Here is a 25,311-nt window from a genome sequence, read left to right on the forward strand (position 1 = left end):
CATTAAAATTAAGCTTTAAATGTCTGATTTATTGAAACAATTTAGAGATAAAATTGACGCAATTGATGCGCAGGTTCTTGCGCTCGTCAACGAGCGTGCCAAGTTGGCACGCGAAATCGGTCATTTAAAAGATGATGGTGTGATCTACCGACCCGAGCGCGAAGCACAGATTATCCGCCGCCTGCAGGCCGAAAATCAGGGCCCGTTAGCGCCTGAAGCTGTAAGCCATATTTTCCTCGCCGTCATGTCGAATTGTCGCGCACTGGAGAAAGAGCTGGCCATTGCTTTTCTTGGCCCGCTGGGGACTTATAGTGAAGAGGCTGCACTCAAGCAATTTGGCGAGGGTAGGCAGGCCGTGGTGTGCGGCAGTATTGATGAGGTCTTTCGCACAGTCGAAGCCGGGCAGGCAGATTATGGTGTTGTGCCGGTCGAAAACTCAACCGAAGGCGCGGTGGGCATTACGCTGGATTTACTATTAGGCAGTGCGTTGCAGGTAGTTGGTGAAATCACTTTACCTGTGCACCACTGTTTGCTGTCGGCGCAGCAGGATCTCAACCAGATCACGCATGTCTTTTCGCACGCGCAGTCGCTGTCGCAATGTCATGAATGGTTGAACAAGGTACTGCCCAATGCCCAGCGTGAAGCGGTGACCAGTAATGCACGCGCTGCGCAAATGATCCATGAATTGGTTGCCACACAAGGCACGTTTGCAGCGGCAATTGCCAGCAAGCGCGCGGCAGAACTGTTTGACTTGAATATCCTGGCCGAGAATATTGAGGATGATCCCAAAAACACCACGCGTTTTCTGGTGTTGGGCAATCATGGTGTCGCGCCATCCGGCCAGGATAAGACCTCGCTGGTGATGAGCGCACATAACCAGCCAGGTGCTGTCCTGCAATTGCTGGAGCCTTTATCGCGTCATGGCGTGAGCATGACCAAGCTCGAGTCACGTCCTTCACGCCAGAATCTCTGGAACTATGTATTCTTTGTGGATATTGAAGGTCACCAGCAACATCCGGCAGTGCAGGCGGCCTTGCAAGAGCTGGCTGCACGTGCCACTTTCCTTAAAGTGTTGGGTTCTTACCCAACCGCCATTATTTAACTACGTCTTCGATTATGTCTGACTTATCCAGCGATACTATTTTGTCTGCTTTGGCGCCTGCCAATATTCGTGCGATTGCGCCTTACCAAGGCGGTAAACCGATCAGTGAACTCGCTCGCGAGATGGGCCTTAACGAAGCCGATATTGTCAAATTGGCATCGAATGAAAACCCGCTGGGCATGAGCCCGAAGGCGCAAATGGCGGTAGAAGAGGCCATTGATGACATCGCACGTTATCCTGATGGTAATAGCTTTGCTTTACGCGATGCCGTAAGCCACAAGTATGGCGTCGCTCCCTCGCAAATTGTGTTTGGCAATGGTTCGAATGATATTCTGGAATTAGCGGCGCGCGCATTTTTGTCTGCAGGTGATGAGGTGATTTATTCGCAACATGCGTTTGCCGTGTATCCCTTGGTGACACAGGCCGTTGGTGCCACTGGTGTGGTGGTGCCCGCCATCGACTTTGGTCATGATTTGCCTGGTTTTTTAGGTGCTATGACACCTAAAACCAAACTGATTTTCGTGGCAAACCCAAATAACCCAACGGGTACATTGATTCCTAAAGCAATATTAAAGGATTTTCTACGCCAGGTGCCTAAAAATATTCTGGTGGTATTGGATGAAGCCTATGACGAGTATCTGTCAGCCACGGACAAATCTGAAGCGATTGGCTGGCTAAGCGAGTTTGAAAACCTGATCATTTCGCGTACTTTTTCCAAAGCCTATGGTTTGGCCGGATTACGCGTTGGCTTTGGTCTGATGCATGCCAGCCTGGCTGATTTGATGAATCGGGTACGGCAGCCATTTAATGTGAATAATCTGGCACAAATTGCAGCGACGGTGTCTTTGCAAGATGACGACTTTGTGGCGCGCAGCTATGCCGCCAATCAGGCCGGGATGGCGCAAATTACCCAAGGCCTGACGCAATTAGGCTTGAGTTACATCCCGTCATTCGGCAACTTTGTCAGCTTTAAGGTGACCAATGCGGGTGCCGTTAATCAGGCCTTGCTCAAGCATGGCGTGATTGTGCGGCCGGTGGCCAACTATGAAATGCCGGATTATCTGCGCGTCAGCATCGGCCTGTTTAGCGAGAATGCACGTTTTCTGGACGTGCTGGAAAAGATTTTAAAGTCATGACTGCATACGAAAAATTAGCCACCGACGACGTCAGGGTGCTGGAAGTTAAACCGCTCATCAAACCTGCAGAGCTGTTGTCACGCCTGCAGGAAAGCACGGTGAGCACACAAAATATCCTGCAGACGCGCACGGCCATTCACCAGATTCTGCATCAGGGCGATGACCGCTTGCTGGTCATCGTTGGGCCATGCTCTATTCATGATACCGAGGCGGGCATGGAGTACGCTAGGCGTCTGCTTGACGTTCGTCAGCGCCTGGGCAACGAGTTGCTCATTGTGATGCGGGTCTATTTTGAAAAGCCGCGTACGACAGTTGGCTGGAAGGGTCTTATCAACGATCCGCATCTCGATGGTACTTACGACATTAATTTGGGCTTGGAAAAAGCTCGCCGATTTTTGCTCGATGTAAATGAAATCGGTATGCCAGCCGCCACCGAGTTTCTGGATGTGGTTTCCCCGCAATATACGGCAGACCTCGTCAGCTGGGGCGCCATTGGCGCCCGTACGACCGAGTCGCAAATCCACCGTGAGCTAGCCTCTGGCTTGTCCTGCCCGGTGGGCTTTAAAAATGGTACCGATGGTGGCGCCAAAGTCGCGATTGATGCGATCAAGGCCGCTGCCAGCCCGCATCATTTCCTGTCAGTCACAAAAGAAGGCGAGTCGGCGATTTTTGCAACCAAGGGCAATGAAGACTGCCACGTGATTCTGCGCGGTGGCAAAACCCCTAACTACGATGCAAACAGCATTGCGTCTGTGTGTGATCAATTGGCTGAAGCGGGGCTGGCGCCTGTTTTGATGGTGGATTGCAGTCATGGCAATAGCCAAAAACTGTATAAAAACCAGATGGTCGTGGTCGATGATGTCGCGACGCAAATTGCTGGCGGCGATGCCCGGATCATAGGCGTTATGCTGGAGTCGCATCTCAATGAAGGCCGTCAGGATCATACGCCTGGCTGCAGCCTGAATTATGGTCAATCGATCACAGATGCCTGTCTGGGTTGGGACGACTCGGTCTCCGTGCTGGAGACACTGGCCGCAGCCGTGAAAGTCCGGCGCGCTAAGCGCGCTGCTGAGGAATAAGCCTCTCTGAACATCCGCCGTGCTCGAGGGCACGGCTTTTTTACGCACATTTGCGAGCAAAACCTGAGTGCTCATGATAATCATGAGGGGGGAATCATTGTGAGTAGCAGGCTCTGACTGCAACGCATGCGTATGATGCCAGTCTTACTGATGAACAAGTGGCAAGCTGTTGCTGCAAGTGCAAACACAGAATTGTTGTATGATGCAGCGGTACAACACGATTAGAAGATCCAATGGAATAACGAGCGATTATGCATATACATGTTTTAGGTGCCGGGGCAGGCGGGGGCTTTCCGCAGTGGAATTGTAATTGTCAGAACTGTGATGGTCTGCGTAAAGGCACGATCAAGGCCAAACGCCGTACGCAATCATCCATCTGTGTCTCCAGTAATGGCATCGACTGGGTGTTGTTCAATGCCTCCCCAGATGTATTGCAGCAGATCCAGGAGTTTCCACCGTTGCAACCTGGGCGCGCCATTCGTGACTCAGGCATCCAGGCGATCATTTTGATTGATGCGCAAATTGACCACACGACAGGCTTGTTCATGTTGCGTGAAGGCCAGGTCAAGCGTGAGATTTATTGTACACAGGCCGTCTATGGCGACTTGACCTCTGGCAACCAGATTCTGAATATTCTGGGCCATTATTGCGGCGTGAATCATCATGAAATCCCGATTGATGCCAGTGATATCAGCCATGCGCACAGTTTTGAGATTCCCAACGTACCCAATCTGCGGTTTACTGCCGTGGCCTTAAAGAGCGCAGCGCCACCATATTCGCCACACCGCAATGACCCGCATCTGGGCGATACCATAGGCGTATTGATTGAAGAAATCACCACAGGCAAAAAGTGCTGGTATTCCCCAGGGCTGGCAGAAATTGAGCCGCATTTACCACCACTGATGCACCAGGCGGATTGCATTATGGTCGATGGCACTTTTTGGACCAATACTGAAATGCTGGACATGGGCTTGATGACCAAGACTGCACGTAGCATCGGTCATAATCCCCAGTCTGGCCCAGGCGGCATGATAGAAGAGTTGGACAAGTTTGGTACGGATAAAGCAGTGCGCAAGGTACTGATTCATATCAACAATACCAACCCCATTTTAAGGGAAGATTCCGCCGAACGCGCCATTCTGTCCGATCACAAGATCGAGGTGGCGTATGACGGCATGGACATCATTCTATAGGAGAGCATTATGAACGCAGTCAGCCACGATAACTTGCCATGGTCCCGCGAGGAGTTTGAAGCCAAACTCCGTGAAAAAGGGCAGGGCTATCATATCTATCACCCACTGCATATGTTGATGTATGAGGGCAAGTTGAGTAGAGAGCAACTACAATGCTGGGTTGCCAATCGCTATTACTACCAGATCATGATCCCGCAAAAAGATGCGGCCATTATGTCTAACTGCCCGGATAAAGAAGTGCGTAAAGGCTGGATTCACCGGATTACGGATCATGATGGCTATGAAGGATCTGAGGGCGGCATAGAGGCTTGGGTCAAACTGGGGGAAGCCGTTGGTTTGACACGTGAACAGGTGACCTCACTCGAACTGGTATCGCCCGGCGTCCGTTTTGCGGTAGATGCTTATGTGAACTTTGCCCGTCAGCGCCCTTGGCAAGAAAGTGTCTGCTCCAGCCTCACCGAATTGTTTGCACCACACATCCACCAGCAACGCATCAGTTCCTGGCCCACCATGTATCCTTGGGTAAAAGAAGAAGGCTTTATTTACTTTAAAAAGCGTTTGACCGAAGCCCGTCGTGACGTTGAGCAGGGCTTGGATATTACGCTGGATTATTTCAGTGTCAGCCGTGACATGCAGTTGCGTGCGCTGGACATTCTGCAATTCAAGCTGGATGTCTTGTGGGTGATTGCAGATGCCATCATGCTGGCCTCTACGCAGGTTAAGGTCGAAGACCGTGACTATACGCGTCAGCCCGTGATTAAATTCAGATAAGCGAAAGCATTGTGATGGAAAACAACATTCAACATTCAGATATTTACGCCATTGCCTTGCATCATCGCTTTCAATGGGAAGAGGCACAGCAGAGTTATGTCATTCTGTTTCCTGAAGGCATGGTCAAATTGCATGGCGGCGCAGGCGAAATTCTGAAACGTGTGGATGGCAAGACCAGTGTCGGTGAAATCGTGGCTGATCTGAAGACCACGTTCCCCGACGCGGAAGATATTGAATCCGATATCGTCGGCATGTTTGACCTGGCGTTGGGTAAAGCCTGGCTACGCAAAATCAATTAAGCAAAGGTAACAACATGGCACAAATGAATAACGGTGTAGCATCCAGCGTGACGCGCAAACAGCCTTTATGGTTGCTGGCGGAAATCACCTATCGCTGTCCATTGCATTGCGCCTTCTGTTATAACCCGACCGATTATGACAAACATACCAAAAACGAATTAAGCACCGAGGAGTGGATCAGAGCCTTGCGGGAAGCCAGAAAAATGGGCGCCATACAGCTGGGCATCTCCGGCGGGGAGCCTTTGTTACGCGATGATATTGAAGAAATTGTGGCAGAAGCGCATAAGCTGGGCTACTACAGCAACCTGATTACTTCTGGCGTTGGGCTGACCGAAAAACGTATTCAGGCCTTTAAAGAAGGCGGCCTGGATCATATTCAGTTATCCATGCACGATATCACTGAAGAAATCAACAACTTCATTACAAACACCAAAACCTTCGAACTCAAGAAAAAAGTCGCGGCCATGATCAAAGACCATGGCTATCCCATGGTGTTAAATGTGGTGATTCACCGCTACAACATTGGGCATGTCAACAAGATTCTTGAGATGGCCGAAGCGCTGGGGGCCGATTACGTCGAACTGGCCAATACGCAATATTATGGCTGGAGCCTGGTCAACCGCAGTCAGCTGATGCCGACGCGCGAACAGCTGGCAGAGGCCGAGCGCATGACCAACGCTTTTCGTGAGCGGGTAGGCAACAAGATGAAAGTATTTTTTGTCGTGCCGGATTATTTTGCCGATAGACCTAAAAAATGCATGAACGGCTGGGGCGAGGTGTTTATGATCGTCACCGCCAATGGCGACGTATTGCCTTGCCACTCGGCGCGTGCGCTGCCCGGACTGACCTTCCCGAATGTGCGGGAACATGGGCTGGAGTGGGCCTGGAATGAATCGCCAGCCTTCAACAAATATCGTGGCATGGATTGGCTCAAGGAACCTTGCCGCAGTTGCGATGAAAAAGAAAAAGACCTCGGTGGCTGCCGCTGCCAGTCTTATTTGCTCAGTGGCGATGCTGAGGCGGCTGATCCGGTCTGCACCAAGTCACCGCATCGACATTTAATTGATGAAGCAATCAAGGATTCGGAAAACCCTTTGTTACGTGAGCAACCGATCATTTTCCGTAACGATAAAAATTCCAAGAAATATGTAGAAGGCGACAAAGAGCGTATTGAGCAGTTTCACGCATTGCCTTGATGCCTTGCTCACCTGCATAATGTCAAAGGTGCCAGTTGGCACCTTTGCTTTTTAAAAGGGTATTTATTTTGCTTTCCCGTGCTTCTCTTTTGGTCCTGGTGCTGGCCATGCTCGCTGCTTTAGCCCCGTTTGCAATTGACACTTATCTGCCAGCCTTTCATGTGATGGCCGCTGAATTCGGCACAGATGAGCTGGCGATCCAGCAGAGTTTGACCTTATATCTGCTCCCTTATGCGGTGATGACGCTTTGTCATGGCGCGATTTCAGATGCGATTGGACGCATTACCACGATCAAATGGGGCCTGGCGATTTTTATGCTGGCCAGTCTGGGTTGTGCATTTGCACCAAACGTGCAGACCTTATGGCTGTTCCGCGCGCTACAGGGCGTCAGTGGCGGGGCAGGTAACACGGTGGCACGCGCGATGGTACGCGACCTATTTGACGGGCCGCAAGCGCAACGGGTGATGGCCACGGTACAATTGCTCTTTGGCATTGCGCCTGCGGTGGCTCCCATTCTGGGCGGCGTATTGCTGGGCATCCATTGGCAAGCCATTTTTCTCTTTCTGGCATTATATGCGGCGGTTGCCCTATGGATGGCGGTGCGTCATCTTCCCGAGACCGTTACCCCAGAAAAACGCATTGCTTTTTCAGTGGCTGGTATCGCCCACACCTATGGGCAAATGCTTAAGAACCGGCTGTTTCTATGTTTGATCACTTGCCTCGGTCTGAATTTTTCGGCGTTTTTTATTTATGTGCTGGCCAGCCCGGTGTTTCTGGTCAAACATCTGCATTTAAATAGCCAGCAATTTGGCTACCTGTTTATTCCTACGGTCACCGGAATGATGCTGGGCTCATGGATTTCTCGCTATACAGCGGGCAAGGTCGCTGCGGCCAGGCTGTTACGCTGGGCTTTTGCCTGGATGGTCGCCATTGCAATATTGAATGTCTGCGTGCAAGTGGCGGCAAGTGATCAGCTGCATGAGGCCTGGTGGTTAGCCATTTTGCCTATTGCCTTATTTAATATCGGCATGGCGACGGCCATGCCGGTGCTATCCATTGCCGCGCTGGATTGTTATCCAAAATTACGGGGGACGGCTGCCTCGGCACAGGCATTTATGCAAATGCTCTGTTCTACCTTGAGTTCGGCATTGGTGGTGCCATTGGTATGGCACTCGCCCTTGACACTTGCCTCCGCCATGCTCGCAATGACAGGCGTGAGCGCGTTGTTGCTGTTTTTCGTGCGTAGGTTAAAGGTCAGCGCTTAATGTGAGCTTTATCGTCACTTTTCTCTGCTTACTTTATCAGGGAGGGTGCGATACGCTGAAATATAGGGCATTTCCCGATTTGATCGCATGTTTGATACACCCTCAGCTGTTTTAAGATAAAGCTGTAAACACTTGCCTTAAGTGAGTGATCCTAAAAAGAAATAGTGGGAGTCAAATATGGAAATGAACCGCGAACAAGAAGCGCAAAAAGCGTATGTCAGGCTGCTGACCGGTCAGGGCGTCAGCCAACGTGTTCTGGTACAGCGTGAATTTGTCATTGTTCGGTTAAGTGCATTTTTGAAAGATATTCCTGCAGATGGTAGCCATTATCGTCAGGCCGTAGACCGCTTTATTGCCAGTATTGATCCGGCAGAGATTCCAACGGTCTTACCGGTGATTCGTGAGTTTTTCTCGTTTTGGGTACGCGACATCAAGGCCATTGCCGCCATGAGCCAGGCGAAAGTCTTTAGTGGCACAACACCGGTGACCACCGTCACGCAGGATGAGCTGTTCAAGCATTGGTATGAGTTGGATAAAACCGTATTGAATAGCCAGGAAAAACAAACAATAGATGCATTTGAGCAGGTGATACTGATGCGTGGTTACGAGCCATCGGTATTCAAAGAGCGCATGCGCATGGCCAAATGTCTGCTACTTTCGTTGCGTCATGTGTCGTACAAGCAATCACACAGCTATCGCCAAATGGTCGATCGCAATCTGCCTCTGTTCAATGCGCTGGGTTCCCAGCATACCTTCTTGAGTGTTTCGCGCGAGTTTTATTATTTCTGGCGTGCAGATATGCTCAAACCGCAATCTGCACCAGCCAAGCCTGCTGTGAGCCAATCACGTGATATGGCCATGGCGGCTTAATTGCCTAAGTCACTATTTGGCTGCATCATCCCTGATATTGGGGAAAAGTAACAAAAAAACGCCAGCTTAACGCTGGCGAATTTTTTGCAGGATCAATGCTGCCAGCTCTTCAATCGAGCGGCTCGTCGAGTCCGCCCATGGAATGCCAGCCTTACGCATCATGCCTTCGGCAATTTCGATTTCCTTACGGCAGTTATCCATGGAGGCATAAAAGCTGTCTGGACGGCGCTCGTTACGCACCGAGTGCAGACGCTCAGGTTTGATGGTCAGACCAAAAATTTTGTCCAGGTTTTTTTGTAAAGCCGCGGGCAGGGCACCGCGTTCAAAGTCTTCTGGAATCAATGGATAATTGGCCGCCTTGATACCAAACTGCATGGCCAGGTAAATACTCGTCGGTGTTTTCCCGCAACGAGAAACCCCGATCAGAATCACATCCGCTTCATCCAGCCCCGAGTTAGTCATGCCATCGTCGTGGTTGAGCGTGAAGTTAATCGCCTCCATGCGCTCAAGATAACTTTGCCCTTTGACGCTATACGCAATGCTGGCGCCAGTCAGCGGCTCTTGGTTAAGCTCGGATCCCAGCGGGTAGATAAAGCGATGGAACAGGTCAATAAAGTAAGCGTTGGCCTGCTTTAAATGATTACGATGCTCACCGTTACCGATGGACATAATCACGATAGGACGAATCCCATCCTGCTCAGCCACTCGTTGGATATGTTCAAACGCGGCTTGTACTCTTTCATCGTTATCGGTGAAAGGCAGGCGGGTCGTGGTGAATTGTGTGTTTGGAAAATGCTCGAGCAGCTTGCTCAAGGCACCCGCCGTAATCCCCGTACCATCAGAAATAATAAATACAGAACGGTGATTCATACAGGTAGGTGCCTCAAGTCAAATGCTGTTTTAATACTGACTGCTTATTTTTTTGTCAGACGTTGCCAGGTCGCAACCACGGTGTCCGGATTCAGCGACACGGATTGGATGCCTTCGGCGACCAACCACTCAGCAAAGTCTTCGTGGTCAGAAGGACCCTGACCGCAAATCCCGACGTATTTGCCCAGACGGTTGCAGGTATTGATGGCCATCTTCAACAGCACTTTCACTGCATCATTACGCTCGTCAAACCCATCGGCCAGGATGCCTGAGTCACGGTCCATGCCCAATGTCAGCTGTGTCAGGTCATTGGAGCCGATGGAGAAGCCATCAAAGTACTCCAGGAACTGCTCTGCCAGCAAGGCGTTGGCCGGGATTTCACACATCATGATCAGGCGCAGACCATTTTCGCCGCGCTTCAGGCCATTGGCTGCCATGATTTCGGTCACGGCACGCGCTTCTTCCAGCGTGCGAACAAACGGAATCATCAACTCAACATTGGACAAGCCCATTTCATCACGTACTTTTTTCATGGCCTGGCATTCCATGGCAAAACACTCTTTAAAGTCTTCAGCCATGTAGCGCGCTGCACCACGGAAACCAATCATTGGGTTTTCTTCATCGGGCTCATAAATGTCGCCACCGACCAGTTTTTTGTATTCGTTAGACTTGAAGTCTGAAGTACGTACAATCACTGGTTTTGGATAGAAGGCGGCGGCAATGGTCGCCACGCCTTCGGCCACTTTATCGATGTAGAACTGTTTGGGGCTGGCATAGCCGCGGGCACGGTTCTTGATCGTCGCCTGTATGGCTGCCGGCATGGCGTCAACGTTCAGGATGGCTTTCGGGTGAATGCCAACCATGTTGTTAATCACAAATTCCAGGCGGGCCAGACCTACACCGTCATTTGGGGTTTGCGCAAAGGTAAACGCCATATCCGGGTTGCCAACGTTCATCATGATCTTGCAGGGTGGTTTGGACAGCTCGCTATTGGATTGCGTAGACACTTCATAGTCCAGCGCGCCGTGATAGACAAAGCCGGTTTCACCTTCTGCACAAGACACCGTCACAATCTCGCCATCGCGCAACAGGTCAGTCGCGTTGACCGAGCCTACGATCGCTGGAATGCCCAGTTCACGTGCAATAATCGCTGCGTGGCAAGTGCGGCCGCCACGGTTAGTCACCAAGGCGCTGGCGCGCTTCATGACGGGTTCCCAGTTCGGGTCAGTCATGTCGGCAACCAGAACATCCCCTGGCTGTACTTCATGCATTTCAGAGGGATCCAGCACGATACGCACTGGACCCACGCCTACTTTTTGCGTCACAGCACGACCGGCGACCACTGGCACAGAGGCGTGTTTTTGCAGCTTGAAGGTTTCTGTGACGTTGTTGGCCGCTTCCTGGGATTTCACTGTTTCAGGTCGGGCTTGCAGGATGTACAGTTTGTTATCCAGGCCATTCTTACCCCATTCAATATCCATTGGACAGCCATAATGCTGTTCAATCGTCATGGCATAGCCGGCCAATTCCAGAATGTCCGCATCAGTCAGGGAGTAACGGTTGCTTTCAGCAGGATCAACTTCCACGGTATGGGTGGATTTGCCGGCTTGTGTCGCATCCGAGAATATCATCTTGATCAGTTTTGAGCCCATGGTGCGACGCACAATGGCTGGTTTGCCTTGCGCCAGCAATGGCTTATGTACATAAAACTCATCCGGGTTAACCGCCCCTTGCACCACCGTTTCACCCAAGCCGTAAGACGAGGTGATGAACGCGACATCACGGTGGCCGGATTCAGTATCAATGGTAAACATCACACCGGCACAGCCAATGTCTGAACGTACCATTTGCTGCACACCTGCTGACAAGGCAACATCGGCGTGCACAAAACCTTTGTGTACACGGTAGGAGATAGCGCGGTCGTTATATAAAGAAGCAAACACTTCCTTGATGGCGTGGTTGATGTTGTCCAGGCCATGAATATTGAGGAAGGATTCTTGCTGACCGGCAAAAGAAGCATCAGGCAAATCTTCAGCGGTGGCAGAAGAGCGCACCGCAAACGTGGTCCCTGGCGCTGATTTTTCAATCAATTTGGCATAATTGTCAGCGATCGCCGCCTGCAGGACAGGGGGGAACTCGGCTTCCATGATCCATTGGCGAATTTGCGCGCCTACGCGAGCCAGTTCTTGCGTGTCATCAGCATTTAGCTTGTCTAGCAAATCGTTAATCTTGTTGTTCAGTCCGCCTTGCGCTAAAAATTCACGGTAGGCATCTGCGGTCGTTGCAAAACCAGTCGGAACGCGCACACCTTTGGCAGAAAGCTGAGAAATCATTTCACCCAGTGAAGCGTTCTTGCCGCCCACGGATGGCACATCGGTGTTTCGTAGATTCTCAAATGGAATAACATGACTTACCATATAAAACCCTTAATGATTTAAAACTGGTGATAATCTATCGCGAAATGCAATGGATTGAATTCGATAAATAGAGGCCGTTTGCCAGACATCGTCTGATTATAGAATGACTTTTATTCCGTGCATTATGCCAAAATCATGTTTTAATGTCACGTCAACGTCAAAGACGTGAAATAATTTTTTTCACACTAAATAATATTAATGCCATGAATGCTCAGATCCCTGTCGATCGTTCGGTCAGTGTGGCCACTTATGGGCGTTTGCACCTGGGTTTTTTTAACCTCGGTGCGGACGATACGCGCCGGTTTGGTAGCATGGGGGTGGCGATCGATGCCTTTCAAACCGCGCTGACTGCCAGTATTGGCCCACAGTCTGCGCCACTGGATAGCTGGGCCGCTGCCATTGTACACCGTCATCTGGCTGCGCTTGGCGTGCAACAAGCCGTCAATCTGAATATACAGCAGGCAATCCCTCGCCATGGCGGGCTGGGCTCAGGCACGCAGATGGCCCTCGCCATTGGCGTCGCCCTCAATCACCTGTTTGCTCACACACTCACTGAATCGCACATTGCAGCCTTGCATCAGCGTGGTGGTCGTTCGGGCATAGGCATTGGTACCTTTGTTCAGGGCGGCCTGATTGTCGATGGCGGCCGTGGCCCGAATACCGTGGTGCCTCCCATTCTGGTTAGGCATGCGTTTCCGCAAGACTGGCATTTTTTGCTAATCACCGACAATAGCCGCGATGGCCTGCATGGGCAAGGTGAAAAAACAGCATTCCAACAATTGGCCCCGCAATCGGCCGCAGCCACCCAGGCGATACAGCAGCAACTGCTCAGTCACGGACTGCCTGCCTTGATCGAACAGGATTTTGCTGCATTCAGCCAGTTTGTAGGCGATTTGCAAGCCTACAACGCCGACTATTTTGCCCCAGCCCAGGGCGGCCTCTACGCCAGCCAAGGCGTCAGCCAGATTCTGGAGCAGCTCAAAGCGCAGGGACATCGTGGCTTGGGGCAAACCTCCTGGGGGCCGACCGGATTTGTATTATTACCAACGCGTGCAGCAGCGGTAGCCTTGCAGATGCAATTGCTTGCCCGGTATGAAGATCGGCCTGCACTGGGGTTTATCGTCACAGCAGCCATAAATTCGCCAGCCTTGATTGAGGTCAAGGCATCTGTCGATTAACTTTTATTAAGATAATTTTGAAAAGTTACAATTTTCACGGTCTGCTCTTGATTTTGAACGGGGCTCTTAGTGTGTATATTTGAGCCTGAATCTATTTAACAAACGGTTTCAGGGGGAACAATGAAGAAAACCAGCATTATGCATTTGTTTACAGCCGCAAAAAATGCGAGTCCATTTGATGTCAATATGGCATTTGATGCAGGCTATGAAAAAATTATTTCTTATACCGACGTCACCCTGAATGAAATCATTCCATTGACTCAGGATGCCATTTTCTCCCGCAGTCCGAGTGGCCTCAAACAACAGGCCTTGTTTTTTGGCGGCCGTGATATTCAAGTCGCGCTTGAAATGCAGAAGCAGGCACGTAGTGCCATGTTCAAACCTTTTGAGTGTCATACTTTTTCTGATCCTTCTGGCGCGTTTACAACCGCGGCAGCCATGTTGGCCAAGGTTGATTTTTACTTGCAAAAGTCCGGCAGCGGCCTGGGCAAGGAAAAAGTCGCCATTTTTGGTGCCAGTGGCACGGTAGGTTCTACCGCGGCATTGATCGCGGCACGCCAGGGCGCAACGGTGCTAATGGTGGCTCATGCCGAAATCGCGAGCATGCAGGCTTATGTGGACAAGTTGTCGACCAGTTACGACGTCAAATTGCAAGTGGTGGATGGTAGCAATGAAGCTGCGAAAATGGCGGTGTTGAACGAAGCCAGCGTGGCATTGTGTGCAACCCCGGCCGGCGTGCGTGTGCTCGAAGTGCGTCATTTCGCCAACTCCAAAACACTGAAGGTGGTTGCAGATGTCAATGCCGTACCGCCGTCTGGCATTGAAGGCGTGGACACCTTCTCGAATGGTGGCATGATTGAAGGCACGCAAGTCGCCGGTTTTGGTGCGCTGGCGATTGGTCAGCTCAAATATGTCACCCAGAATAAATTGCTGGAGCAAATGTTGCAGAGCGAGAGCCCGATGCACATTGATTATCATGAGGCATATGAATATGCCTGTGCGCACGTAGAATAGGCTGCGCTTGCGGTTGGCCATTTTGTCGCACAGTGCACGCATTTATAGCCAGATGGCACGACGTGAGGGCTTTAACGTGTTGGCTGTGGACGCGTTTGCGGATGCCGAGACGCGACAAGCCGCACAAGCCTGTGTTATCTGGCCAGGGTTTGACAACCCTGGGGCTGCACACGGGATGGCCGACCTGGTTGTGCAACTGGATGCGTTTGCACCAGAGGCCGTTGTGTTCGGTTCAGGATTTGAAGCCAATACAAAAGCGTATCAAGCATTGTGCGAGCGCTATCCGGTGTACGCTAATGCTGCTGAGGTCGTGATGGAGGTGAAGGACCCTTTCGTATTGCAGCAGACTTGTGAGCGCAGCGGCGTAGCATCGCCCATGGTGACAAGGCAAAAGCCGGTTTCTGGCACTTGGCTGTATAAACAGATTGGAGCATGCGGTGGCGGACATGTGCAGATCGACGATTGCTCAACGACAGCACCGTCTGTAGCTTTTGACCAAGCCTATTGGCAAGCTTTTCAAGCGGGCCAGGCTGTTGGTCTGTTGTTTATCGCCCAGTCAAATGCATGCGAGCTGATTGGCGTACATGCGCTCAAACAGCGGCCCGGCAGGTTTACCTATGCTGGCGCGAGCCGCCTGCACGATGAAAAAATATGGGCGGCAGCGCAGCAAGTGTTGAACGCGCTCCTGCCAAACTTAAATTTGATAGGCTTGAATAGCCTGGATGCGATCTGGGTAGAGGGCACTTTACATGTGCTCGAGATCAATCCACGACTCAGTGCCAGCATGCGATTGTATAGCCAGATGCCTCTGATACAAGCACATCTGGCCAGTTGCCAGCAAGCGCAAGGGCCTGCACTTAGTCGACTGACAGGCTACGCCAGCCATTGTATTGCTTATGCCCAACAGGCTATCACGGTCGGTTCACTCGACTGGCCAGAATGGGTAGAAGATCGGCCAACAACCCATGAGATTGCAGCCGGACAACCGGTGTGCAGTCTTTATGCTGAAGCAGAGACCGCGCGCGAGGTGCACGCGGCCTTGCAAGACCAAAAAACACAACTTGAAAAATTATGGGGGACGTATGTCTGCAAGCACATCGAATTCAATATCCACTAATGAGCAACCATCAAGCATTAGCGTTCAACGCTATAGCGCACCGCTCGTTGCTGAGATGGTTGCCAATGCAGCCGCCTTGGGATGTGTGGTATCCACGCACGAGACAGGTGCAACCATCGTCGATGCCGGCATTCAAGTGCCGGGAGGATTGGAAGCCGGTCGCCTGATTGCTGAAATCTGTATGGGCGGACTCGGTAATGTGGCCTTGCGCCATGTGCCGCAATTTGCCAACTGGCCATTAAGCGTGGTGGTCACGGCCAAACAACCGGTGATTGCCTGCCTGGGCAGCCAGTATGCCGGTTGGGCGCTGTCCCATGAGAAATTCTTTTCGCTGGGTAGCGGCCCTGCACGGGCGATTGCACAGCGTGAAGAGGTGTTTAAAGACATCAATTACCGCGACCAGGGCGAACAATCGGTATTGGTGCTTGAAACTGACAAGGTGCCGCCTGCCGCCGTGATTGAAAAAGTATCCAAAGACACCGGGCTTCCGGCGAATAAACTTACCTTTATCCTGACGCCTACACGCAGTGTGGCCGGTTCATTGCAAGTGACTGCGCGCGTGCTCGAAGTAGCCTTGCATAAATGTCACGCCTTGCATTTTGATTTGTCTGCCATTGTGGATGGCTACGGGATTGCGCCGGTGCCTGCACCATCGCCAGACTTTATCGTCGGCATGGGCCGCACCAATGATGCGATTTTGTTTGGTGGCTTTGTGCAGTTGTTTGTGAATACGGACGATGCTGCGGCAGAAGCCCTGGCAACACAATTACCTTCTTCCGCCTCTAAAGACTATGGTCGTCCTTTTGCTGAGGTATTTAAAGCGGTCAATATGGACTTTTACCAGATTGATCCGATGTTATTCTCTCCGGCCAAAGTCAGTGTCAGCAATATGAAAACAGGCCGCACATTCTTTGCTGGAAAGTTTAATGAAGATCTTTTAAATCAATCTTTTGGTAGCTAAATCTCAAGTGATTTAATATGTTCCGAGGGCAGGCGTCAGGTCTCAAAACCTGCACCTGCGTCATCGTACAAGCCTTATGCAAGTTGTTCCCATTTTTACTGACGAAGTGGCCCAGGCCGGTGGCTGGCATGGGCAGAGCTTGGCTCAGGCGTTTGCCCGTCGTGGCTGGCAAGCGCTGATGGTGTCACTGGATAGCTGTCATCTGAGTATCGCCAATCAGCAGGTGCTGATTCATATCCCCGGCTTGACGCAACCAGCCCCCATGGCCTTTGTGCGTGGGGTGGCCGCAGGCACGACACAACAAATTATTACGCGCATGAACCTGCTGCATACTTTGCAGCGGCAGGGCATGGTCATTTATAACTCGGCACGTGCCATCGAAACCACGGTGGATAAAGGGCTCACCAGTCAATTGCTGGCAGAGCAGGGCGTGGCGACGCCAGTTACCTGGGTCTGTGAGCACCGGCACATTGCGCATGCGCTCATGCAGCAGGTGCTGGATACCGGAAAAACGCTGGTGATCAAGCCTTTGTTTGGCTCGCAAGGCAAGGGCGTGCGTCTCATCGAAAGCCGTCAGCAGTTTGCCTTGCCGCAAGACCCTTTCGTTGATGGCGTGTATTACTTGCAGGAAAAAATTGAGTGCGGGCCTTACCAGCATGATTACCGTGTGTTTGTGGTGCGCGGGGAGCCGATTGCCGTGATGCAGCGGCAAGGTGACAGCTGGTTGCATAATGTGGCGCGTGGTGCACGTTGCAGTGCCTGTGACGAACAAGATGTGGCTGACATTGGCGTGCGCGCTGCACAGGCTGTGAATATCGCCTATGCTGGGGTCGACGTGATGCGGGACAAGCATGGCAAATTATGGGTGATCGAGGTTAACAGTATCCCGGCCTGGCGTGGGCTGCAAAGTATTACCTCGTTTGACATTGCTGATGTGCTGGTCAATGATTTGTTACAGCTGGCTGATGCTTAAACGATGCAGATGAATACACAGATTCAAACCGCCTATTTACAGGCTTGTCTGGCCGAGCTCGAAGCGCTCAAGCCCGGCAATGTGCATATTTTTGCTGATGGACATGGCATGCAGGTCCAGCATTTCGTTGAAAGCGCACACGTCTCGGCACCCGCCCTGTGTGATGATGCACAATTTGGCAAGCGCAGCCTTGGGCAACGTATTTTGCAGGCCTTGCAGGCCACCTACACCCAAGTCGGTTGCAATACCAATTTGGGGATTGTCTTGTTGGTCGCGCCGCTGGTGCAGGCTACGGTGGATTATGCGGCTTTGCCGTTAAAGACCGGCTTGCAGCAAGTCTTGCAGCAGACCACGGTGGAAGATGCGGCAGCGGTCTATGCCGGGATTCGTCTGGTGAATCCTGCCGGCATGGGGCAGCGTAGTGAGCATGATGTTTCAGAAGCGCCACAGATTACCTTGTTGCAAGCCATGCAACTGGCCAGCGCGCAGGATGAAATCGGCCGTCAATACAATGAGGGCTATGCCCGTCTGTTTGAGGAGGCACTGCCCCTTTATCTTGAACAATGCCAACGCTGGGAACGTCCCGCCTGGGCGTTGACGGCGGCTTATTTGTACTGGCTTTCCAGCGTGCCGGATAGTCATATTGTGCGCAAATATGGCTTGCTGACAGCGCATGAGGTGCAAACTACCGCCGAGCAGCATTATCAGGCACTGCTGGCGCTAGATAATCCTAAAACCTACCTGCCTGCATTGCTGGCCTGGGATCAGTCACTGAAAGCGGAGCGCTTAAATCCAGGCACCAGTGCTGATTTAACGGTCATCACAGCCATGTTGGCAAACATGCAAACAACTGGCGGCCACACCCTATAAGTCAATGCCTGACCTGCGGTATACTGCAGGATTGACATGTTTTAGTCAGTCTGGAGCCGCGTATGTCCGAGCAAGTATTTACCGAGCAGGAAATTCAACAACTTTTGAGTAGCTCTTTGCCGCATTGGTACTATGAAGAGGGCTGGATACGCCGTAAATATAAAACCAATAGCTGGAAAGGGACGCTGATGGTGGTTAACACCATCGGTCATCTAGCAGAAGCGGCTTGGCACCATCCTGACCTGACGGTTTCTTATGCCTTTGTCATCGTCAAGTTATGCACGCACAGCGCAAAAGGTATCACGATGAAAGACATCGAACTCGCCAGAAAAATTGAAGAGGTGATTCAATGGCAACCTGCTCAGCAAGCAGGCTCAGCCTTAGAGGGCACACCACAAGATGACCTCCGCTTTAGTTACGTCAAATACGACCAATAACTGTTTTTACGTTTAATCTTCATTGTTGATGTTGTTGTATGCCTGCCCCAGATAAAAGCCATCTACCGCCAGCGATCTTTTTTATGGGCCCGACGGCTAGTGGCAAAACCGCCGCCACCATTGCGCTAGCCCAGCGCTTTCCGGTGGAAATCATCAGTGTCGATTCTGCGCTTGTCTATCGCGGCATGGACATTGGCACCGCCAAACCCGATGCCGAGACCTTGCGCCAGGCGCCACACCATTTAATTGATTTAATCACGCCACTGGAGCAGTATTCCGCCGCCCAATTTGCCAAGGATGCGTTAGCGCTCATGCAGACGGCAACCGCCAACGGACGCATCCCGGTGCTCGTGGGCGGCACCATGCTTTATTTCAACGCCTTGCAACATGGCTTGAGCGACTTGCCGCCGGCGGACCCTGTCATCCGCGTGCAAATCGAAGCTGAAGCCAGTGCGGTTGGCTGGCCTGCCATGCATGCCCAATTAGCCAGTATAGACCCCAGCGTCGCTGCCAAAATCCATACCACTGACTCACAACGCATCGAACGTGCGTTGGAAGTGTATCGCATCAGTGGACAGCCCATGAGTGTCCTGCGCGCGCAGTCAGAAAAAGTCACGCTACCGTTTGATATCCTCAAAATCGCCCTCATGCCTAGCGATCGCAGTGTCTTGCATCAGCGCATTGCCGATCGTTTTCAAGCCATGCTGAAACAAGGCTTTATTGAGGAAGTTCAAGGCTTGCTCAGTGCCTATCCGCAACTCACCACCGAGACACCAAGCATGCGTTGCGTCGGTTACCGTCAGGTGTTGCAGCACCTCAATGGCGAGATTGACCTGCCCACCCTGGCTGATCATGGCGTCTACGCGACGCGGCAATTGGCGAAGCGCCAACTCACCTGGTTACGTGGTATGGATGATGTCGAGGTCCTGGATTGCTTAAGTCAGGATTGGATAAATCAGATGCTGACAAAGATAAAATTGCATCTTTAATTGTTGATTGATGTTTGAAACAAAAAAGCCTGACAAGGATGTCAGGCTTTTCTACTATTCCAGAACCTATTTAATAGGCGCTGTCTTGCCCCACGGCGGTTAACCAAACGGTTTTTGCCACGATCAACATATCCAGACGAGGGCTCCAGTTGCGCAAGTACTCCAAATCGTAATGTACCCGCTGCTCCATTTTTTCCAAGGTGTCAGTCTCGCCACGAAAGCCGTTGACCTGTGCCCAGCCGGTAATCCCTGGCTTGACCTTATGGCGCACCATGTAGCCTTTAATCAGTTTGCGGTACTCTTCATTATGCGCCACCGCATGAGGGCGTGGCCCAACAACGCTCATGCGTCCTTGCAGCACATTAATAAACTGAGGTAACTCATCCAGTGAGGTTTTGCGCAAAAAAGCACCCAGGGGCGTGATGCGCTGGTCATTTTTAGTCGCTTGCGTCACTTTGGTGCCATCCTCAGTCACGGTCATTGAGCGGAACTTATACACCAGAATCTCCTGGCCATCCAATCCGTAACGGCGCTGCTTGAATATCACCGGACCTGGGGAGGTGAGTTTTACCCCCGCTGCGATAATCAGCAAGATGGGGGAGATTAATATCAGTACAATTAATGAAAACAAAATGTCTGCCGTGCGTTTAATCATGCCGTCCACCCCTGTAAACGGCGTTTCGCAAACAGAAACCACAGGAATGCCATTCACGTCGGAAACCCGGCCCTGAATCAAATCAGTCACAAAAATATCAGGCACAAAATAAATTGAGGCGGTGGTATCTTTCAAGTCATCCAGCAGTTTCAAAATGCGAGGATGGCTAGACATCGGCAGCGCAATATAAATAGTATGTATCTGGTGTGACTTGCAGTAGAGAGGAATATCCGTCAAGGCGCCTAAGATCTCAAAGCCATGATTCTGGGGCGCGCGCTCAGGCGCGCGATCCTCAAAAAAGCCCAATACGTTGACACGGCTATATTCATCAGCCAGTAAATTATTGGCAACAACCAAGCCTTGTTCATTGAGGCCAATGATCACTGCGTTTTTGGCAGGCCCCTGCAAACGGATGAAGAATGGAGAAAGCTCTTTGAGTGCTGTCAGGCCCAGAATCTGCGCAATAGGTGTACCGATTAGCCATGTATAAATGATTTGAGGCGTAAATAGCGACATATAACCAGTGATTTCGGCAAAGATCAGCACCATGCTTGCCAACAATAACCACTGAAAAATGACATCCCGCGACATTTTCCAAAAACCTAATCGTATTTTTGCGCCACTTGGAAATGTGACCGAAAACAAAAGAATTGAGGTGAAGAAGATAGAGATCGGTATACGGTCTTCAAAATAGATAAAAATTCCCCACATGAAAAAAACCATAATCAGCGGCTCGACAATCGACTCTACAAAATAAAGCGGGCTGCGTGGGCCGGACGATAAGCCGGCAATAGTTCGAATGGGGGGTTTAACGGTCTTTTTCATAATATTTATTTCGACATTGCTAAACGAGTTTAACCAAATTAAGTGGATACAGCAATCTAAAGTACGGTTCGATATGAGTGGGTTACAGTCATAAAAATGATGTATTAAGGTAATATAATCAAGTTGAAAGAGATCACTTTATTAATTAATGTTATAGATAAAGTTAAACATTACTAGTATTAATTGTAAGTTTACAGGTTAGAATGACTATTAAATCATATGCTTCACTTGCTTAAATTCATGTCATTTTTACAGCGATCCCACAAGTTCAAAGCAACTCAAAACGTCATTGCCATGTTGATGGCACTGTCACCTGTCTATGCCCTTTCTGACGAGTTGGACACAGTTCAATTTCGAGCCGGGCTTAACAAAGTGCATGACAACAACCTGTTCAGGCGAGCGAGTAATGAAGTGTCAGAGGAAATTACTACCACGACATTAGGCGCTAAACTGGACAAGACCTACTCTTTGCAAAGAATCGTTTTAGATTTAAACCTTGTAGACAACAAGTATAACGTTAATGATTATTTGAATTTTACCGCTACCAATTACAGTGCTGCATGGAACTGGTCATTAACGCCTGAGATCACGGGCAGCCTCTCATCAGATCGTACACAGGGGTTGAACAGCTTTTCTGATATTCGAGTAACAACCCAGAGAAATATTCGTACAACAACTACGAATCAATTCAGAGTACAGTATTCACCGCATAATGTATGGATGGCCATTTTAGGCTTTAGTCAGTTATCACTCGAAAATAGTGAAACATTTACAGCCATTTCTGATTTTGATGCCTCCGGCCTCGATTATGGTCTCATGTATTTGTTTCCTTCAGGCTCCAATGTTCGTTTGATGGGGCATAACCGGCGTGGGGAGTTTACCAAACGGCCATTGGATGCTGTCTTGGCCTTTGATAACGGCTATGACGAAAAAGAGTATGAGTTGGAGTTGTTGTCACAAGATCCCGGTAAAGATAGACTGACTGCTAAAGTTGGTTACTTAGAGCGGGAGTATGATAATTTTAGTATTCGAAATTATTCATCTTACATCGCAAACGTTATTTATGAGTTGCAAATAACTGGAAAGTTACGGTCTAACTTTACTTTGTCCCGAACGCTCACGCCATTTGAGGCAAGTAACTCTACATATTCACTGTCAGATAATTTTAGTGGCAGGCTCTTTTATCAAGCGTTCGCAAAAGTCCAAGTAGGGATTAATGCATCCTATGGTGAAAGAAGTTTTGAGGGGAGAGGACAGTTCAGCACCAGTGACAGAACAGATAAAGAGACTTCGTACGGCGCGTTTGTTCGATGGAACCCAATAAAAAATATCGGTTTTAATTTAAGTACGACTAAATCTAACCGTAATTCTACATTAGCGAATTTTGATTATGATGATACTTTAACTTCTGTTTCAGTTGATCTGAGGATCTAAATATTTTGTATAAATATATTAGCCTTGTTAAGGTCTAGCTAGGTTGTCATGATCACTTTACCGGAACTAAATAACATCTCATCGAACAGTCATTAAGTGCCATAAATGAACACCCTTATTTGCTTTGAAAAAAGCCAGAATTAAAGGCTGTTTTATGAATAAACTCACTAAACTTGATCGTGTTTAAAATTACTCATTATTAACATAATTCTTATTTAAGAGAACAATAGTATGATCAGATACATGCGATTTTTTATCATTAGTTTGATGGTTTTGTTTAGCACAATTGCCAAAGCCGATTACACCCTTGGTGCAGGTGACTATGTCAGGATCGTTGTATATGGCGATGCTGACTTAACCAGGGAAACTCGTGTTGCTGAAGCGGGAGAGATTACCCTCCCACTGATTGGTGAGGTGTTGGTAGGCGGCATGACAACCATACAGGCTGAAAAGAAAATCGCCGAGCAGTTAAAAAAAGGCGGCTTTATTGCCAATCCTCAGGTATCGGTATTGATTTTAGAGTTTAAAAGCAAAACGGTTTCAGTATTAGGCGGCGTTTTGAAACAAGGTCGATATCCCATTACCCATCCAACCGATGTGAAGGATTTGATAGCAGAAGCTGGTGGTTTAACTCCTGAGGCTTCTGAAATTATTACTGTTGTGCGGGCTGAAAAACGCAGTGAATATGATTTGAATGAGGTGATCGAGCGACGTAACTTAAACGTGCAAGATATTTGGTTGACCGGTGGGGAAACGATTTACATCAGCACCAGAGATGTGGCCGTCTCTGGTCAGGTAGCCAGACCAGGAAAATACGGTATTCAAGGTGGCACTCGTAAGGTGAGCGATTTCATTGCCCTTGCGGGTGGCGTCAATGAGGCTGCCGGAGAAACACTTTTCTTTACCACATCACGTTCAGGCTCAACCGTGACACAAGAGTTAAATATTGATGATCTTTTCCGTGCACCTGCCAGTGATATGAATCGAGAGTTGGCTCCAGGTGATGTGATTTACGTTCCTAAAGCGCCGCAATTTTACATTTACGGCGAGGTACAACGTCCGGGCATGTATAAAGTGGATAAAAACATGACCATCATGCAAGCGATCGCAAAAGCGGGTGGGTTGACGACACGGGGAACCCAGCGATCAGTGAAACTGCATCGTAAAAATAATGAGGGCAAGCTGATTAAACAGTCACCGGAACTCACTACGACTTTAATGGATGAAGATGTGTTATTCATCGAAGAAAGTTTGCTCTAAGATTAATCGGAAAAATATATGAATTTAGTTCAATTTATCAGCATACTTAAAATTCGCCGTTACGTTATTTTGTTGACTGCGATCATTACAGTGGTTACAGCCGTGGCTATTAATGCAATGTTGCCGAAAAATTTTCTGGCAACCGCTAAGGTATTGCTAAATTACAAAGGGGTTGATCCCGTCACAGGAACATCCTTGCCGGCACAATTGATGCCAGGGTATATGGGCACGCAGGCTGACATTATTCAAAGCAAAAGTGTTGCCATAGAAGTTGTAAAAAAACTCAATTTGACAGAAATTCCCAACATCAAGGCGGAGTATCAGAAAGCGGCTAGCAAGCAGAATATAGATATTCAGGAATGGATGGCTGAGCGGCTGCTTAAAAACCTGGATGTAAAACCGTCTAGGGAAAGCAGTATTATCTCGATTGACTATAAAGGTGTTGAACCAAACTTTGCTGCCGCGATGGCCAATGCTTTTGCAGAGTCTTATATTTCTGTCAGTCTTAGGTTGAAGATGGAGCCTGCATTAAAGGCTTCCGAATACCTGTCATCGCAAACAAAAATACTGCGTGATAATCTCCATCAAGCACAAGAGAAACTGTCTAAATACCAACAGGATCATGGGTTAACGAGTATTCAAGAAGCTCTGGATGTCGAGACATCCAAGCTGAGAGATCTCTCTGGTCAATATTCAGTGATGCAGACTCAATCGATTGATGCAAATTCCAGAAGAAATGATGCTGCAAAAAATATGAGTGATTCGCCGGATGTTGCGCTTAATCCTGTCATTCAGAATTTGCGTATGAGCCTTGTGACTGCAGAGGCAAAGTTGGCAGAAACCGCTCAGCGTTACAGTAAAAACCATCCAGTTTATATTGCAGCAGAAGCTGAGGTGGCAAAACTCAGAAGCCAGTTACAAACTGAAATTGATAGAACTGTCATCAGCTTAAACAACAGCGCCAACATCAATACCCAACGTTTCGGTGATGTAAAAGTACAACTTGAACGCCAAAAGCAGCGTGTGCTTGATTTAAACAGATCTCGCTCTGAGTTGACATTGTTAGAAAAAGAGGTTGATATCGCTCAAAATGCCCTTGCTTCTGTCAATAACCGATTTAGTCAAACCTTATTGGAAAGTCAATCAAACCAAGCGGATATTTCGATACTTGAAGCTGCAAGTCCGCCCTTAACGCCTAACAACCCTCGGTTACTCATTATTGTGCCTTTCGCTGCGATCTTGGGTTCAATGTTGGGGTGCTTCTTTGCCTTGATTGCTGAGTTTTTGGATCGTCGAGTGCGTACCAAAGATGATGTCCTCGCTTGTGCAGATATCCCTGTATATGAATTTAGCATCAAGCCTGTTTAATTTCTGGACAACTTACATACATCAAGCGTGAG

At 49.6% G+C, this 25,311-nt stretch carries 23 protein-coding genes; 20 read left to right on the top strand and 3 right to left on the bottom strand.

From position 1 onward, the window contains the following. Nucleotides 1-19 precede the first annotated feature (19 nt). The 9 genes from pheA to AACH41_RS06940 all read left to right on the top strand — a co-directional run bounded on the left by pheA (nt 20) and on the right by AACH41_RS06940 (nt 8,911). Entirely contained in the window at nt 20-1,102 is a 1,083-nt protein-coding gene (pheA, locus tag AACH41_RS06900; RefSeq protein ID WP_338657555.1) for a prephenate dehydratase, read from the top strand. 14 nt (nt 1,103-1,116) lie between these two features. Next, complete coding sequence (hisC, locus tag AACH41_RS06905; protein ID WP_194746826.1) at nt 1,117-2,238, top strand: histidinol-phosphate transaminase; 1,122 nt, start codon at nt 1,117-1,119, stop codon at nt 2,236-2,238. Further along, nucleotides 2,235-3,317 (top strand): 3-deoxy-7-phosphoheptulonate synthase, encoded by a 1,083-nt coding sequence (locus AACH41_RS06910; RefSeq protein ID WP_338657556.1) that lies wholly within the window; start codon nt 2,235-2,237, stop codon nt 3,315-3,317. The genes hisC and AACH41_RS06910 overlap by 4 nt, the downstream gene beginning before the upstream one ends. Nucleotides 3,318-3,568: 251 nt before the next feature. Beyond that, on the top strand, nt 3,569-4,510 hold the full coding sequence (gene pqqB, locus AACH41_RS06915; protein ID WP_338657557.1) for a pyrroloquinoline quinone biosynthesis protein PqqB: 942 nt from the start codon (nt 3,569-3,571) through the stop codon (nt 4,508-4,510). 9 nt (nt 4,511-4,519) lie between these two features. After that, the gene (gene pqqC / locus AACH41_RS06920) at nt 4,520-5,281 is read left to right on the top strand and encodes a pyrroloquinoline-quinone synthase PqqC (RefSeq protein WP_194746823.1); all 762 of its coding nucleotides are present in this window, start codon (nt 4,520-4,522) and stop codon (nt 5,279-5,281) included. 14 nt (nt 5,282-5,295) lie between these two features. After that, nucleotides 5,296-5,580, top strand: a complete 285-nt coding sequence (pqqD, locus tag AACH41_RS06925) for a pyrroloquinoline quinone biosynthesis peptide chaperone PqqD (RefSeq protein ID WP_338657558.1) — start codon at nt 5,296-5,298, stop codon at nt 5,578-5,580. 14 nt (nt 5,581-5,594) lie between these two features. Next, nucleotides 5,595-6,776, top strand: a complete 1,182-nt coding sequence (gene pqqE / locus AACH41_RS06930; RefSeq protein ID WP_338657559.1) for a pyrroloquinoline quinone biosynthesis protein PqqE — start codon at nt 5,595-5,597, stop codon at nt 6,774-6,776. A gap of 65 nt (nt 6,777-6,841) precedes the next feature. Further along, entirely contained in the window at nt 6,842-8,041 is a 1,200-nt protein-coding gene (locus tag AACH41_RS06935) for a multidrug effflux MFS transporter (protein WP_275356370.1), read from the top strand. A gap of 177 nt (nt 8,042-8,218) precedes the next feature. Continuing rightward, complete coding sequence (locus tag AACH41_RS06940; RefSeq protein WP_194746820.1) at nt 8,219-8,911, top strand: hypothetical protein; 693 nt, start codon at nt 8,219-8,221, stop codon at nt 8,909-8,911. Between the two features lie 66 nt (nt 8,912-8,977). On the opposite strand, the gene AACH41_RS06945 is transcribed toward AACH41_RS06940, so the two are convergent. Both AACH41_RS06945 and ppsA read right to left on the bottom strand, forming a co-directional pair. Beyond that, nucleotides 8,978-9,781 (bottom strand): pyruvate, water dikinase regulatory protein, encoded by an 804-nt coding sequence (locus AACH41_RS06945; protein ID WP_275355085.1) that lies wholly within the window; start codon nt 9,779-9,781, stop codon nt 8,978-8,980. A 44-nt stretch (nt 9,782-9,825) separates the two neighbouring features. Next, nucleotides 9,826-12,198, bottom strand: coding sequence for a phosphoenolpyruvate synthase (ppsA, locus tag AACH41_RS06950; RefSeq protein WP_194746818.1), 2,373 nt, complete (start codon nt 12,196-12,198; stop codon nt 9,826-9,828). A gap of 203 nt (nt 12,199-12,401) precedes the next feature. On the opposite strand from ppsA, the gene AACH41_RS06955 reads away from it, so the two are divergent. The 8 genes from AACH41_RS06955 to miaA all read left to right on the top strand — a co-directional run bounded on the left by AACH41_RS06955 (nt 12,402) and on the right by miaA (nt 19,737). Next, nucleotides 12,402-13,376 carry a hypothetical protein gene (locus tag AACH41_RS06955; protein WP_338653952.1) on the top strand — a complete coding sequence of 325 codons (975 nt, stop codon included), beginning with the start codon at nt 12,402-12,404 and terminating at the stop codon, nt 13,374-13,376. Between the two features lie 120 nt (nt 13,377-13,496). Further along, complete coding sequence (locus tag AACH41_RS06960; RefSeq protein ID WP_194746816.1) at nt 13,497-14,390, top strand: NAD(P)-dependent methylenetetrahydromethanopterin dehydrogenase; 894 nt, start codon at nt 13,497-13,499, stop codon at nt 14,388-14,390. A gap of 7 nt (nt 14,391-14,397) precedes the next feature. Continuing rightward, nucleotides 14,398-15,507, top strand: coding sequence for an ATP-grasp domain-containing protein (locus AACH41_RS06965; RefSeq protein WP_338653956.1), 1,110 nt, complete (start codon nt 14,398-14,400; stop codon nt 15,505-15,507). Further along, nucleotides 15,473-16,468: a methenyltetrahydromethanopterin cyclohydrolase gene (gene mch / locus AACH41_RS06970; RefSeq protein WP_338653958.1), complete on the top strand. Its 996-nt coding sequence runs from the start codon at nt 15,473-15,475 to the stop codon at nt 16,466-16,468. The genes AACH41_RS06965 and mch overlap by 35 nt, the downstream gene beginning before the upstream one ends. A gap of 76 nt (nt 16,469-16,544) precedes the next feature. Then, on the top strand, nt 16,545-17,441 hold the full coding sequence (locus AACH41_RS06975) for a RimK family alpha-L-glutamate ligase (RefSeq protein ID WP_338653960.1): 897 nt from the start codon (nt 16,545-16,547) through the stop codon (nt 17,439-17,441). A gap of 9 nt (nt 17,442-17,450) precedes the next feature. Further along, on the top strand, nt 17,451-18,311 hold the full coding sequence (locus AACH41_RS06980; RefSeq protein WP_338653962.1) for a triphosphoribosyl-dephospho-CoA synthase: 861 nt from the start codon (nt 17,451-17,453) through the stop codon (nt 18,309-18,311). A gap of 62 nt (nt 18,312-18,373) precedes the next feature. Further along, the gene (locus AACH41_RS06985) at nt 18,374-18,748 is read left to right on the top strand and encodes a 4a-hydroxytetrahydrobiopterin dehydratase (protein WP_194746812.1); all 375 of its coding nucleotides are present in this window, start codon (nt 18,374-18,376) and stop codon (nt 18,746-18,748) included. A gap of 38 nt (nt 18,749-18,786) precedes the next feature. Beyond that, nucleotides 18,787-19,737, top strand: a complete 951-nt coding sequence (miaA, locus tag AACH41_RS06990) for a tRNA (adenosine(37)-N6)-dimethylallyltransferase MiaA (protein WP_338653964.1) — start codon at nt 18,787-18,789, stop codon at nt 19,735-19,737. Nucleotides 19,738-19,807: 70 nt separating this feature from the next. On the opposite strand, the gene AACH41_RS06995 is transcribed toward miaA, so the two are convergent. Next, nucleotides 19,808-21,115, bottom strand: coding sequence for an undecaprenyl-phosphate glucose phosphotransferase (locus tag AACH41_RS06995; RefSeq protein ID WP_338657585.1), 1,308 nt, complete (start codon nt 21,113-21,115; stop codon nt 19,808-19,810). A 342-nt stretch (nt 21,116-21,457) separates the two neighbouring features. Between AACH41_RS06995 and epsL the strand changes: the two genes are divergently transcribed. From epsL to epsF, 3 genes are all read left to right on the top strand, one after another. Then, nucleotides 21,458-22,651, top strand: coding sequence for an XrtB/PEP-CTERM-associated polysaccharide biosynthesis outer membrane protein EpsL (gene epsL / locus AACH41_RS07000; RefSeq protein WP_338653965.1), 1,194 nt, complete (start codon nt 21,458-21,460; stop codon nt 22,649-22,651). 243 nt (nt 22,652-22,894) lie between these two features. Further along, nucleotides 22,895-23,911, top strand: coding sequence for an SLBB domain-containing protein (locus AACH41_RS07005; RefSeq protein WP_338653966.1), 1,017 nt, complete (start codon nt 22,895-22,897; stop codon nt 23,909-23,911). Between the two features lie 18 nt (nt 23,912-23,929). Continuing rightward, complete coding sequence (gene epsF, locus AACH41_RS07010) at nt 23,930-25,279, top strand: chain length determinant protein EpsF (protein ID WP_338653967.1); 1,350 nt, start codon at nt 23,930-23,932, stop codon at nt 25,277-25,279. Nucleotides 25,280-25,311: the final 32 nt, after the last annotated feature.

The organism is Methylophilus sp. DW102 (genome assembly GCF_037076555.1).
GTDB lineage: Bacteria > Pseudomonadota > Gammaproteobacteria > Burkholderiales > Methylophilaceae > Methylophilus > Methylophilus glucosoxydans.

What these genes read in the sequence shown, in the direction of transcription:
- AACH41_RS06995 (WP_338657585.1), bottom strand. Translation starts at nt 21,115, where the DNA reads ATGGTTTTTTTCATGTGGGGAATTTTTATCTATTTTGAAGACCGTATA.
- AACH41_RS06960 (WP_194746816.1), top strand. Translation starts at nt 13,497, where the DNA reads ATGAAGAAAACCAGCATTATGCATTTGTTTACAGCCGCAAAAAATGCG.
- hisC (WP_194746826.1), top strand. Translation starts at nt 1,117, where the DNA reads ATGTCTGACTTATCCAGCGATACTATTTTGTCTGCTTTGGCGCCTGCC.
- AACH41_RS07005 (WP_338653966.1), top strand. Translation starts at nt 22,895, where the DNA reads ATGCGATTTTTTATCATTAGTTTGATGGTTTTGTTTAGCACAATTGCC.
- AACH41_RS06945 (WP_275355085.1), bottom strand. Translation starts at nt 9,781, where the DNA reads ATGAATCACCGTTCTGTATTTATTATTTCTGATGGTACGGGGATTACG.
- pqqD (WP_338657558.1), top strand. Translation starts at nt 5,296, where the DNA reads ATGGAAAACAACATTCAACATTCAGATATTTACGCCATTGCCTTGCAT.
- pqqE (WP_338657559.1), top strand. Translation starts at nt 5,595, where the DNA reads ATGGCACAAATGAATAACGGTGTAGCATCCAGCGTGACGCGCAAACAG.
- AACH41_RS06940 (WP_194746820.1), top strand. Translation starts at nt 8,219, where the DNA reads ATGGAAATGAACCGCGAACAAGAAGCGCAAAAAGCGTATGTCAGGCTG.
- AACH41_RS06980 (WP_338653962.1), top strand. Translation starts at nt 17,451, where the DNA reads ATGAATACACAGATTCAAACCGCCTATTTACAGGCTTGTCTGGCCGAG.
- miaA (WP_338653964.1), top strand. Translation starts at nt 18,787, where the DNA reads ATGCCTGCCCCAGATAAAAGCCATCTACCGCCAGCGATCTTTTTTATG.
- pheA (WP_338657555.1), top strand. Translation starts at nt 20, where the DNA reads ATGTCTGATTTATTGAAACAATTTAGAGATAAAATTGACGCAATTGAT.
- AACH41_RS06975 (WP_338653960.1), top strand. Translation starts at nt 16,545, where the DNA reads ATGCAAGTTGTTCCCATTTTTACTGACGAAGTGGCCCAGGCCGGTGGC.
- epsL (WP_338653965.1), top strand. Translation starts at nt 21,458, where the DNA reads ATGTCATTTTTACAGCGATCCCACAAGTTCAAAGCAACTCAAAACGTC.
- AACH41_RS06955 (WP_338653952.1), top strand. Translation starts at nt 12,402, where the DNA reads ATGAATGCTCAGATCCCTGTCGATCGTTCGGTCAGTGTGGCCACTTAT.
- pqqC (WP_194746823.1), top strand. Translation starts at nt 4,520, where the DNA reads ATGAACGCAGTCAGCCACGATAACTTGCCATGGTCCCGCGAGGAGTTT.
- AACH41_RS06910 (WP_338657556.1), top strand. Translation starts at nt 2,235, where the DNA reads ATGACTGCATACGAAAAATTAGCCACCGACGACGTCAGGGTGCTGGAA.
- mch (WP_338653958.1), top strand. Translation starts at nt 15,473, where the DNA reads ATGTCTGCAAGCACATCGAATTCAATATCCACTAATGAGCAACCATCA.
- pqqB (WP_338657557.1), top strand. Translation starts at nt 3,569, where the DNA reads ATGCATATACATGTTTTAGGTGCCGGGGCAGGCGGGGGCTTTCCGCAG.
- ppsA (WP_194746818.1), bottom strand. Translation starts at nt 12,198, where the DNA reads ATGGTAAGTCATGTTATTCCATTTGAGAATCTACGAAACACCGATGTG.
- AACH41_RS06985 (WP_194746812.1), top strand. Translation starts at nt 18,374, where the DNA reads ATGTCCGAGCAAGTATTTACCGAGCAGGAAATTCAACAACTTTTGAGT.
- epsF (WP_338653967.1), top strand. Translation starts at nt 23,930, where the DNA reads ATGAATTTAGTTCAATTTATCAGCATACTTAAAATTCGCCGTTACGTT.